Here is a 12,054-nt window from a genome sequence, read left to right as displayed (position 1 = left end):
AACTTTTTTTAACAATAATTGAACAAATTTGTAAATATGAATAACCTACAAACAGATAATTTAATAGCCTTAAGTTTGTTAATAGACGAAGATATTTATTTGTTAGCTGAGGATAAAAAAAATGCTAATTATCAAGAAGTTACTGAACCTGCTATTACTAAAGCAATTGAACCAGAAACTGCTAAAACACCAGAAATTAAAACTACTGAACCTAAAATAAATATTACAATTCCTAAACTTGAAACTCCTGTTAAAGCAACATTACCTGCACAAGCGCCAAATAAATCTAATAAAAACACCAGTTTTAATTACTTAGGCGAAAACAATAAATACATTTTAATTATTGTAAACAACCCCGATGTTGATTTTATAAACAAAACTGATTTAGATTTTTTGGTTAAAATAATGGGTGCAAAAAAATGGACTTTAGAAGATGTTGCCATTTTAAATATGGCAAAATATGATAGTTTAGATTTTGCAGATCTGAAAACATTTTTTGCTTGTAGTAAAATAGTAACTTTTGGTTTTAACCCAGCTATATTAAATATTGTTGGTGCAGTAGCAAATCAAAAATTGATATACAATGGTGTAGCAGTTTTAGGCACTTGGGATTTACCTAAGCTACAAAAAGATGTCCCTAAAAAAACCATTTTTTGGAACCAGCTAAAAGTAATGTAGTGAGTTTTAATGAGTGAGGGATTGAATGAGAGAATGAATGAAGGATTGAATGAGAGAATGAATGAATGAATGAATGAATGAATGAATGAATGAATGAATGAAGGAAGGATTGAATGAGAGAATGAATGAATGAAGGATTGAGTGAGTGAGAGAATGATTTAAATAACACTTACACCATTTACCAAATAAAATTTACTTTTAAAAACATGGAGCATCAATTGGTATTTGCAACCAACAACCTTAATAAATTAGAAGAAGTACAAATTAAAGTTGGCAATAGTTTTAAATTATTAAGCTTAAAAGAAATAGGTTGCTTTGAAGATATTGCCGAAACTGGCTTAACGCTTGAAGAAAATGCGACTATTAAAAGCACTTATGTGTACAAAAATTATAATATTAGTTGCTTTGCAGACGATACGGGTTTAGAAATTTTTGCTTTAAATAATGAACCTGGTGTATATTCTGCTCGCTACAGTGGCGATAGAGACCCGATAAAAAACATGGATTTAGTTTTAGAAAAATTAAAAGGCATTGAGAATAGAAGTGCCAGATTTAGAACGGTTATTTCTTTAATTATTGGCAACAAAGAACATCTTTTTGAAGGCATTGTAAACGGAACTATCCGTAAAGAAAAAAGTGGTGCGGCTGGTTTTGGTTACGATCCTATTTTTGAGCCTGAAGGATATGATATTACTTTTGCTGAAATGAATATAGCTGATAAAAATAAAATTAGCCACCGCGGTAGAGCTATGGAAAAACTGATTACTTTTTTGAAAGGTGGTTGAAATTCCCAGAAATAAATTCTAAAATAATTGTTGTAAATAATCACAAAAAACTTATTCCACCACTTTTTTAGGTGGCTCATAAGCAGGCTTAGCTTGCTTAACCTTATCAAATTCTAATGGTTCATCTTTTTTTGGATCAACCTTTTTAGCTGCAGGTTTAGTCGCCGGCTTTTTAGCCACAGGTTTTTTTGTAACAATAGCTTTAGGAACTAAACTTGGTAATATATCTTCCTTTGATTTCGGTCTTTCTTTAGGCTTCCAATTAAAATTTGGAAGTGTTTTTAACTCCTCTGTAATTTTATCTTCGGGATAATAATTATGTTCTGGTTTTTTAATAAACGAAATACTCATCACACTATCCTTATCAAAATCAATCCGCATTCTAGAGGCTATAGAACGCATCATTCCATCACTACCAGCGCTATCTTTTGGGAAATAAATACTCTCGGCATTTCCATTCACAAAAATAACATCTAGCTTTTCATCTTTAAAAAAGCCTTGCATAAATTTACCTGCAATTTGGTTATACTTTACTGAATCTTCGTCGGTATTAACAACAATTGAGTTTCTTATCATCTCCAAATTATCCATTTTTTTATTCTTCATTTGGATATACATGGTATCGGCAGAAAGCTGACTGCCTTGCGCCCAAACCAAAGGTTTTTGAAAAATACGCATGGTAGAATCTCCGTAGCTAAAAAAAGCGGAATCTGCTTTCGCTTGCAAATCTGATTTAAAAATCTTTACTTTTCTGTAAGCCTCTACAATTCGTATTTTGGTAGTATCTACAGCGTTCGGATTTGCAGAAACAAACTCTACCTTTTTTGGTTTGATTGGCTTAATTATAACCAAACCCAGTTTATTATCATCGGTTTCTTTTAACATTGGCCAAATAATAGCATTATTTGGCGCCCTTTTAACAATTGGTATGGCTAAAGCTTTAGGTTTTTTATTTTGCTCTCGTAACAATTGATCTTCTTTCTTTTGTAGCGTTTTAACATTAATCAAACTATCTTTAACAAACTGTTTTCGGGTAGCCAAACTGTCTTTTAAAAAAACGGTTCTTGCGCTATCTGTGGCTGTGCTATCATTTAAACCTACACTTAATTCGGGTGTTAAATTGTCGTTTTCAGCTTCTTCGCTATTCACAGCTAAGCTTATATTTTTTAAGCTATCTGTTTTTGCACTCGCTTTAATAATAGCCAGTTTAGCAGCTTGCTGCATTTTATACAAATCCATTTTCATCAATACTTTACTTTTTAAAGTATCGGCAGTAAGCCAAATGCTATCTTTTGTAACAGAATCTTTTTCGGTTAAAAAAATAACGTAAGCGTTTTTAGTAACCGTAATGCTTTCGTCTTTCTTCTTATAAACTCCCAAATCGCCACGTAGCTCTATTTTTTGTGCAGTATCTATAAAAACAATATTTTTAACCGCCCTACCATAGCCAACTTTGCCATCGTAAAACAAACTATCTCCTTTTAAACTTTTAGAATTTTGTGTGTAAAGGTTCCTTTTCCCAAAAGAAGCTTGGTCGTTATTGGTATTGTACTGGCCGTTTTCTGTGTATAAAGTATCGGTTTTACCGTAAATATTTGTGGGGCCAAAAAAGTAAGCTATTTTAGATATGGTATTGTATTTTAAAGTATCAGATTTAATTAATACTTCTGGCGATTTTACCTCAACTTTATACCTAAAATAAGCATCCTTATTTTGCGTAAAATAAAACCCGTTTTGACTGGTTAAAGTGTTTTTTCCGTTAACAATTTTCCCTCCGTTAAAGTATTGCCCTATCTTGGTTCCTAAATTATAGTTTAAATTATTGGTGGTTAAAACTGCATCATTATCTGTTAGCTTAACATTATTTGTTAAAATTGCATTCTTAGTATTTCCATCGTAATTTAAATTATCGGCATATATATTTACAGTATCGGCTTGGTTAATATGCACATTTCCAAAAGCTTCAAAACTATTTTTTGTTAAATAAAAATACGCACTATCACAAGTTAATGTGGCGTTATCTTGTTTAAAAACAGGTTTAATTACTTTGTTAGTGTTTTCGCCATTTCTTTTTAAACCAATAAAAGATTCGGATTGGAGCAACTCTACACGGGTAACTTGTTGGGCAAAAGCACCATTGGTACAGCTAAAAATTAATAAAAACAGTAAATACTTTCTCACACAACAAAATTAGTTTTTTGCTAACGATTTTAAACGGTTATTTTTGAATGATGTTATTAGCAAAAAAGCAATTTACCGATTTTGTAAAAACTAATGGACTTTTTAGTTCTAGCGATGTTATTTTACTAGCGGTTAGTGGCGGTAAAGATTCTGTTTTAATGGCTCACTTATTTGCGCAATGTGGGTTTAAGTTTGCAATTGCACATTGTAACTTTAATTTACGTGGAGAAGAATCTTTAAGAGACCAACATTTTGTAGAAGCCTTGGCTAAAGAACTTAATGTTAAGCTTTATTTTACTCACTTTGATACTTTAGCTTTTGCAAAAGAACAAAAAGTGAGTATTCAAATGGCTGCTCGCAGCTTACGTTATACTTTTTTTGAGCAGATAAGAACTAAAGAAAACTTTGTCAAAATTGCAGTTGCTCAACATCAAAACGATGCTACAGAGACTGTAATGATTAATTTAATTAGGGGAACTGGAATAAAGGGTTTGCATGGAATAATAATAGAAAGAGACTTCATTATAAGGCCAATGCTTTGCTTTACAGCCGATGATATTCAGAATTTAGTTTCTCAAAATCAGCTTAATTATGTGGAAGACAGTTCAAATGCTGCTACTAAATACATGCGTAATAAAGTTAGATTAGAGATTATCCCTAAAATGAAGGAACTTAATCCTTCTTTAGAAAAAACGTTTCAGCAAAATTTAAATTATTTTAAAGAGTTAGAAACTTTACTAAACGAAAATGTTAAAAATTTAGTAAAAGAAATTGTTGTGGTTGAAAATAACCAAGTTTCTATAAGTTTTGAAAACATTCGCAAATTAAATCCTCAGCATTTGTTGCTTTTCGAATTATTGAACCCTTACGGATTTAATGCTACACAGGTTGAAAATGTAATTAATGGATTAAACAACATCAGCGGTAAGCAATATTTTTCTAAAACCCACATATTAACAATTGATAGGGATTGTATTTTAATAAACCTAGTAACGGCTAAACATTTAAAAGAATTAAAAATATTGGAAGATGCTACCGATGTACTTTTTAATGATATTTCTTTAAAAATTACCAATTGCAAAACTACACCAACATCATTTAAAGGTAAAAAAAACATCCTTTATGCCAATGGAAAATCTTTGATTTATCCCTTAACTTTAAGATATTGGAAAGACGGAGATGTTTTTAAACCCTTTGGCATGAACGGATTTAAGAAGCTGAGCGATTATTTTATTCAACAAAAAGTACCACAACAGCAAAAAGCTGACATCCCAATTTTAGCAAATGGAAACGGAGAAATTGTTTGGGTTTGTGGTTTTAGAAGTGATGATAGGTATAAAGTAAATTCAAACACCAAAAAAATAATTATATTCGAGCTAAATACTAAAGGCTAAAAATTGTACTATAAATAACATGACAGAGCATTATCCATTTCTGGAAAAGCAATATTTAGGAAGAGATTACAACTTCATTAGCATAAGAATGGTGATGGCTGTTTTTTGTTTAATAGCCTATTACATTACAGATAACAGAGAAAAAAATGGCGAGCTGTTGTTGCTTGTAGGTTGCACTATACTGGTAGTGAGTGTTTTGATGCTTTTTTTATTACATTACCGTACTATCGTTATTAATAAAGCTTTAATATTAGATGGTTTATGGACTACACGCTTGGTGAAAATTGATTTGAATAGTATTGTTAAAATTGAAAAATCTCCATACAGCAAATATTTTTTAAATAACCCTGTTTACAATTTACACCGCAGCGGCACCATTAGGTTTTACGCTGGAGGCAAAGATGCCGTTAAACTAACAGACAGAGACGGATTAGTGTATGTTATTGGCACACAAAAGCAAGCAGAATTATATAATTGCATACAAGACGCATTAAAAAATTAGACTTTAATCTTTTTTTTTAAAAAGAATATTTGCTTTAAATACATTACAACACATTTAAAGATTGTTTTTAAAACAACAATAATTATATTTGCGTTCCTTAAAATAATTTAGAAACATCATAATGAGAGAAATACAATTCAGAGAAGCACTTCGCGAGGCAATGAACGAAGAAATGCGTAAGGACGACAAAATTTTTTTAATGGGTGAAGAGGTTGCCGAGTACAACGGAGCATACAAAGTGAGCCAAGGAATGCTAGATGAGTTTGGTCCAAAACGTGTAATAGATACTCCAATTGCCGAGCTTGGTTTTACAGGCATTGCAATAGGTGCTGCAATGAACGGCTTACGCCCTATTGTAGAATTTATGACTTTTAACTTCTCTTTAGTTGCAATAGATCAAATTATTAATGCAGCTGCAAAAGTACTTTCAATGTCTGGTGGTCAGTTTAACTGCCCAATTGTTTTTAGAGGCCCAACTGGTAACGCTGGCCAATTAGGTGCACAACACTCTCAAAATTTTGAAAACTGGTTTGCAAATTGCCCAGGTTTAAAAGTAGTTATACCATCAAACCCTTATGATGCTAAAGGCTTAATGAAAGCTTCTATTTTAGATAACAACCCTGTTATTTTTATGGAATCGGAGTTAATGTATGGCGATAAAGGCGAAGTACCAGAAGAAGAATATATTATTGAAATTGGCAAAGCCAAAGTAACCAAAGAAGGTACAGATGTAACCATCGTTTCTTTTGGTAAAATGATGTCGAGAGTAGTAGCACCTGCTGTTGAGGCTTTAACCAAAGAAGGAATTAACGTTGAAGTAATTGATTTAAGAACCGTTAGACCAATTGATTTTGATGCTATATTAACTTCTGTTAAAAAAACCAACCGTTTAGTAGTTGTTGAAGAAGCTTGGCCTTTGGCTTCAATTTCTTCTGAAATTGCTTTCCATGTTCAAAAAAATGCTTTCGATTATTTAGATGCGCCAGTTTTACGTATTACTTGTGCAGATGTACCATTACCTTACGCACCAACATTAATTGCAGCTAGTTTACCTAATGCAGAGCGTGTGGTAAAAGCGGTGAAAGATGTAATGTACGTTTCAAAATAACATTTAAATCATATAATTTTTAAAAGCTGTTCCAATAATTTAGAGCAGCTTTTTTTATTTAAAGCTCCTGAAAATTAAAATAACTTATTTAAACCTCATAATGATTATGAAAAAATTTAACCTGATTGCTTTTATTTTTATGGTAAGTGCTTTTGTTGCAAAAGCACAAGACAAAATTTACAAAACTAATGGACAAGTTTTAGAGACCAAGGTTTTAGAAATTAGTACAATAGAAATAAAGTATAAAGTTTTTGCTAACCTTAACGGACCAACTTATACCATCCCAAAGACAGAAGCTTTAAAAGTTGTTTACGAAAACGGAACAACTGAAACTTTTACTGATAGTGAAACTAAGGTTGCTGTCGAAGCTAAAAGGGCGCAAAACATATTTGTAGAATTAGGTGGACAAGGCCTAGTTTTTACGGCTAACTACGATACAAGATTTAGCAACAAAAGAAATGGTATTGGAGGCAGAATAGGAATTGGAGCTATTGGTGGTGACGGAGCTAATGTGATGACTATACCAGTTTCTTTGAATTACCTTTTAGGCGAAGGTAAAAATTTCTTTGAAATTGGATTAGGGGCAACTTATGCTAATGCTTCAATTTTTGATTCTAATGGCTCAGCGGTATTTGGCACAATGAGTTTTATGTATAGGTTGCAACCCGTAAAAAGCGGATTTTCTTTTAGAGGAGGTTTTACACCTTTCTTTAATTCAGACGTATTTATACCTTATTATGTTGGTATAAGTTTAGGCTATACGTTTTAAATAACATCAAAAAAGAGAGCTTTTCATGTTCTCTTTTTTTAACTAAGATATTTATTATCCTACTCCAAAACCAACATCACTTGGTTTTTCTCAACGGTTTCTCCAGCTTTAATGTTAATTTTTTTGATTTTTAAATCACTAGGTGCTTTAATAATATTTTCCATTTTCATAGCTTCTAAAATTAATATACTATCCCCTTTTTTCACCTCGGTATCAGGTTCAACTAAAATTTTCAATACCAACCCGGGCATTGGTGCCTTTATTTCTTTTAGTTTTTGTGCGTTTAGATTATCTAAACCTAAGTTTTTTAATAGTGCGTCAAACTTATCTTTAACCTCCAAATCGTAAATACCAGTATTTAGTTTAACTTTAAACTTTTTCTCCCCATAATTAACCTCTAAAACTTCGGCTAAATAGTTTTTTTTATCCACTATCAGATGAAATCTGTTTTCAGAAATGGCAATCAAATCTATATCAATAGCTTCGCCATCAATGGTAATTTGCTTGTTGTTTACCTCAGTTTTAAAAGCTGAGTGGTTATTAACTTTAATATGATACATATTCTATTGCGTTAAAGCATACTGAACTAAATTTGCGCCCATTTTTAAGGCTTTTTCTCTTGTTGTTAAGTTATCTTCCGGGTAGGTTCCAAAATCTTCCCAGCCATTTCCTAAATCGCTTTCGTAACTATAAAAGCATATTACCCTTCCTTTAAAAACTAATGCAAAACCCTGCGGTCTTTTATTATCATGCTCATGAATTTTTGGTAAACCTGCGCTAAATTTAAACTTTTGCTGATAAATAGGATGGTTAGCTGGCAATTCAACAAATTCAAGCTCTGGAAACACCTTTTTCATTTCTGGCCTTATAAATTTATCTAAGCCATAATTATCGTCAATATGCAAAAAACCACCAGCCAATAAGTACTTTCTTAAATTCTGTGCTTCTTGCTGGGTAAAAACAATATTACCATGCCCAGTTAAATATATAAAAGGATAATTGAATAAATCGCCACTTCCAACCTCAACAATAGCTTCTTCCGCTGCTATTTGAGTACCCAAATTTTTATTACAGAAATCTATTAAATTAGGTAAAGCGGTACGGTTGGCATACCAATCACCACCGCCGTTGTATTTTAGCTTAGCTATTTTATAGGTAGGATTTGTGAATGAAATTAAGAACCAAGAACCAAGAACCAAGAGCCAAGAAACTAAACCAGACTTTATAACTTTTGAGTGAAAAGTAGAATAGGGAAGAATTAATGAGCAAAGAGCAAAAACACTTTTTATTGAGGCAAAAGATTTACTTCTAAAACCATCAACTAGCTGTTTTAAATTTTGACTTTTAACTTTTGACTTTATGGCCTGTTTAAATAATTGATTTCGAAGCATGCTTGTAGTGCAGCCGTTTCTGTGCGTAATCGGCTTTCGCCTAAAGTTATGGGAACAAATCCATTTTGCAAAGCATATTCTATTTCTTGTATAGAAAAATCTCCTTCGGGACCAATTAAAACTAAATAATTTAAGTTTGGTTTAAAATTATCTTTCATAAATCCTTTATGCCCTTCCTCACAATGGGCTATAAACTTTACATCGGTTTTAGCCTTGGCAATAAATTCTTTAAAAGAAATTTGGGGATTTAAAACTGGATGGAATGCTTTTAAAGATTGTTTAATAGCAGCGGTTAATATTTTATTAGATCGATCATGCTTAATTTCTTTACGCTCAGATCTTTCACAGATGATTGGTGTTATCTCATCAATTCCAATTTCAGTTGCTTTTTCTAAAAACCACTCAAACCTATCAATATTTTTAGTTGGTGCAACAGCTATATGTAAATGATGGTTTCTTTTTGAAAAATCTTTTTGTGCTTCTAAAACCTCCAAAATGGTTTTTTTAGGATGATCTTGTATAATTTCGGCAAGGTAAAAACCACCCTTGCCGTCAATTAAATTTACTTTATCGTTTAGTTTTAAACGTAAAACTCTAATGCAGTGCTTACTCTCCTCTTCATCTAATTGGTAAATTGTAGATGCAATATCTGGGGTGTAAAACAAATGCATTATTAGTGAATATCTATTTGTTCATCCTTCTCTAAAAACAATTGAAGTTTTACTGATTCTATATTTTGATCAATTTTTTTAAGAATGGTAAAAGTGTAACCGTTAAATTCTTTGGTTTCGCCAACTTCAGGTATTTTCCCGAAAATCTCACTTAACAAACCTGCCACAGTATCGTAATCTTCATCTTCAGGTAAGTCATGAGGCAAAAATTCATTAGCATCGTAAACCGAAGCTGATGCTGTTACAATAAACTCGTTATCAGAAACTTTTTCTACCAAAGGTTTTTCTTCATCATACTCATCTTGTATATCGCCAACCAATTCTTCTACAATATCTTCTAACGTTACCATTCCTGCTGTGCCACCAAACTCATCTAAAACTATTGCAATTTGAATACGTTTAAGTTTCAGCTCGGCCATTAAGTCATTAATTTTTTTAGACTCAGGTACAAATAATGGTTTTCTTAAAATATCTTGTAAATTAAATTTTCCGTGTTTTACAATAAGTGATAAAATATCTTTGGCATGCACTATACCTACAACTTTATCAATTGTTTCATCGTAAACTGGTATTCTGGAATAACCCTCAGAAATAATAGTGTCTAGTAATTCTTCTTGTGTAGCAGCAAGTTCTATAGCAGAAATTTTGGTTCTTGGAACCATAATATTTTTTACAACACGTTCATTAAAATCGAAAACGTTTTTAATTAATTCATGTTCTGCTTTGTCTAGCGCACCAGATTCTTTTCCTTGATCTAACAAATACTGTAACTCTTCCGAAGAATGTAATGAATCGTGAGCGTTTGCAGAACTGATACCAAAAAGTTTTAATATTAGGTTTGCAAAACCATTTAAAACATAAATAAATGGTTTAAACACAACATAAAATACTTGTAGAGGCAAAGCAATTGCCATTGTTGTACCTACCGGACGCTGAATAGCTAAAGTTTTTGGAGCCAATTCGCCAAAAACAATATGTAAAACAGTAATAATGGAAAAAGCGAAAACGTGACCTAAAGTAGTAGCTAAACTATCTGAAATTGGAAGATTTAAGAAGTTGAACATGTTGCTCATTAAACCAGACATTACACCTTCACCTACCCAACCCAAACCTAAAGAGGCTAAAGTTATTCCTAATTGTGTAGCTGCCAAATAACCATCTAAATGGCTAGTCATGTGCTTAGCCATACCCGCAACTCTACTGCCGGTTTTAGCTTTAATTTCAATTTGTGAGCCTCTAACTTTTACAATAGCAAACTCTGCAGCTACAAAAAAGCCATTTAATAAAACCAAAAATATGGTTAAGAATATGTGAAAGCCACTAATTTCGAGATGGGGGTCCATTATTTATTTTAAGTTTACTCTAATTTCTGTGTTATATAAATCGATACTGTCTTGAATTACTTTGTAAGCATACTCTTTACCGTGTAGTGTTTCTATAGTTACATTTTTATGCTCTAAGGCTTTGTAATCTTGAAAAAACCTTACTATTTCTTTCATAGTATGTGGAGGTAACTCAGATAAATCTTCAATATAATTTACAGACATATCATTTTTAGCTACGGCAATAATTTTATCATCTTGTTCACCATTATCAACCATGTGCATTACGCCAATTACTTTGGCTTCAATCATGGTCATCGGATAAACATCTGCAGAACATAACACTAATATATCTAAAGGATCATGGTCATCGCAATAAGTTTGCGGAATAAAACCATAATTTGCTGGATACATCACAGACGAAAATAGCATTCTATCTAAAATTAATAAGCCGGATTCTTTATCAATTTCATATTTTGCTTTAGAACCTTTTGGTATTTCTATGATTGCTGTAACGCTTTCTGGTAAATTTTTTCCTGGTGGAACAGAGTGCCAAGGGTGATTATTCGTCATTATTATCTAAATTATTCTGTTTTATTTTGTTGATGTTTTTCTTAAAAAAGGCTAATACTAATGGAATTGTTGTTATTATTACAAAACCTAAAATGATATAACCTAAATACTTTTCTATTTCTAATTCAAATTTCTTACCTAAAAAATATCCAAGAAATGTGAGCGATGTAATCCAAATTATGGCTCCTACTATATTATAAAAAGCAAAACGTTTAAAATCTAATTTTACCACTCCAGCAATTATAGGCGCAAAAGTACGTACTATTGGCACAAATCTACCCATTATTAATGCGAAAGCACCTTGTTTCCTATAATATGCTTCTGCTGCCTTCAAATACTTTTGCTTAAAGAAAAAACTATCTTTCCTCTTGTATAGCATAGGCCCAGTTCTGTAACCAAACCAATAACCCACAAAATTTCCTGCAGAAGCAACAAATATCAAACCAATTACCATTGTAATGATGCCAACATCTAATCTTCCTGTGGCAACAAACATTCCTGCTAAAAATAAAAGATAATCTCCGGGAAGAAAGAAACCAAAAAATAATCCAGTTTCTGCAAATACCACAAATAGAATAAGGTAGAATCCTCCTTTATGAATGATTTGCTGCGCATCTAGCAGCTTGGTAAATTGATCCCAGAGTTCTTGCATTTTACCTTATAAAACTACAAATATTATT

The 12,054-nt window shown here is 32.0% G+C and carries 13 protein-coding genes; 6 read left to right on the top strand and 7 right to left on the bottom strand.

Annotated features, from left to right (window positions below):
* Nucleotides 1–36 precede the first annotated feature (36 nt).
* Together ACFSSE_RS02100 and ACFSSE_RS02095 are read left to right on the top strand one after the other, a co-directional pair.
* Nucleotides 37–678, top strand: coding sequence for a hypothetical protein (locus ACFSSE_RS02100; protein ID WP_379040760.1), 642 nt, complete (start codon nt 37–39; stop codon nt 676–678).
* A 206-nt stretch (nt 679–884) separates the two neighbouring features.
* The gene (locus ACFSSE_RS02095; RefSeq protein WP_379040761.1) at nt 885–1,463 is read left to right on the top strand and encodes a non-canonical purine NTP diphosphatase; all 579 of its coding nucleotides are present in this window, start codon (nt 885–887) and stop codon (nt 1,461–1,463) included.
* A 51-nt stretch (nt 1,464–1,514) separates the two neighbouring features.
* Here ACFSSE_RS02095 and ACFSSE_RS02090 read toward each other — a convergent pair whose 3' ends face one another.
* Nucleotides 1,515–3,644: an OstA-like protein gene (locus ACFSSE_RS02090; protein WP_379040762.1), complete on the bottom strand. Its 2,130-nt coding sequence runs from the start codon at nt 3,642–3,644 to the stop codon at nt 1,515–1,517.
* A 47-nt stretch (nt 3,645–3,691) separates the two neighbouring features.
* On the opposite strand from ACFSSE_RS02090, the gene tilS reads away from it, so the two are divergent.
* The 4 genes from tilS to ACFSSE_RS02070 all read left to right on the top strand — a co-directional run bounded on the left by tilS (nt 3,692) and on the right by ACFSSE_RS02070 (nt 7,417).
* Nucleotides 3,692–5,038, top strand: coding sequence for a tRNA lysidine(34) synthetase TilS (tilS, locus tag ACFSSE_RS02085; protein ID WP_379040763.1), 1,347 nt, complete (start codon nt 3,692–3,694; stop codon nt 5,036–5,038).
* Nucleotides 5,039–5,057: 19 nt separating this feature from the next.
* Complete coding sequence (locus ACFSSE_RS02080) at nt 5,058–5,540, top strand: hypothetical protein (RefSeq protein ID WP_379040764.1); 483 nt, start codon at nt 5,058–5,060, stop codon at nt 5,538–5,540.
* Nucleotides 5,541–5,661: 121 nt separating this feature from the next.
* On the top strand, nt 5,662–6,648 hold the full coding sequence (locus ACFSSE_RS02075; RefSeq protein WP_379040765.1) for a pyruvate dehydrogenase complex E1 component subunit beta: 987 nt from the start codon (nt 5,662–5,664) through the stop codon (nt 6,646–6,648).
* A gap of 106 nt (nt 6,649–6,754) precedes the next feature.
* Complete coding sequence (locus ACFSSE_RS02070; RefSeq protein ID WP_379040766.1) at nt 6,755–7,417, top strand: hypothetical protein; 663 nt, start codon at nt 6,755–6,757, stop codon at nt 7,415–7,417.
* A gap of 59 nt (nt 7,418–7,476) precedes the next feature.
* Here the strand turns inward: ACFSSE_RS02070 and ACFSSE_RS02065 are convergent, their stop codons facing one another.
* From ACFSSE_RS02065 to ACFSSE_RS02040, 6 genes are read right to left on the bottom strand one after another with little or no spacing between them, the layout of a single operon-like run.
* Nucleotides 7,477–7,977: an acetyl-CoA carboxylase biotin carboxyl carrier protein subunit gene (locus ACFSSE_RS02065; RefSeq protein ID WP_379040767.1), complete on the bottom strand. Its 501-nt coding sequence runs from the start codon at nt 7,975–7,977 to the stop codon at nt 7,477–7,479.
* A gap of 3 nt (nt 7,978–7,980) precedes the next feature.
* Entirely contained in the window at nt 7,981–8,808 is an 828-nt protein-coding gene (locus tag ACFSSE_RS02060; protein ID WP_379040768.1) for a DUF4159 domain-containing protein, read from the bottom strand.
* A complete protein-coding gene (locus tag ACFSSE_RS02055) occupies nt 8,775–9,479 on the bottom strand; it encodes a 16S rRNA (uracil(1498)-N(3))-methyltransferase (protein WP_379040769.1) in 705 nt (234 codons plus the stop codon). The genes ACFSSE_RS02060 and ACFSSE_RS02055 overlap by 34 nt, the downstream gene beginning before the upstream one ends.
* Before the next feature lie 2 nt (nt 9,480–9,481).
* The gene (locus tag ACFSSE_RS02050; protein ID WP_379040771.1) at nt 9,482–10,822 is read right to left on the bottom strand and encodes a hemolysin family protein; all 1,341 of its coding nucleotides are present in this window, start codon (nt 10,820–10,822) and stop codon (nt 9,482–9,484) included.
* A 3-nt stretch (nt 10,823–10,825) separates the two neighbouring features.
* Nucleotides 10,826–11,374, bottom strand: a complete 549-nt coding sequence (locus tag ACFSSE_RS02045; protein WP_379040772.1) for an inorganic diphosphatase — start codon at nt 11,372–11,374, stop codon at nt 10,826–10,828.
* The gene (locus ACFSSE_RS02040; protein WP_379040773.1) at nt 11,364–12,026 is read right to left on the bottom strand and encodes a DedA family protein; all 663 of its coding nucleotides are present in this window, start codon (nt 12,024–12,026) and stop codon (nt 11,364–11,366) included. The genes ACFSSE_RS02045 and ACFSSE_RS02040 overlap by 11 nt, the downstream gene beginning before the upstream one ends.
* Nucleotides 12,027–12,054: the final 28 nt, after the last annotated feature.

Origin of the sequence: Pedobacter alpinus, from assembly GCF_042684645.1 — a bacterium.
Lineage (GTDB): Bacteria > Bacteroidota > Bacteroidia > Sphingobacteriales > Sphingobacteriaceae > Pseudopedobacter > Pseudopedobacter alpinus.
The sequence above is the reverse complement of the archived record's forward strand: the minus strand, read 5'-3'. Positions and strand labels throughout refer to the sequence as shown.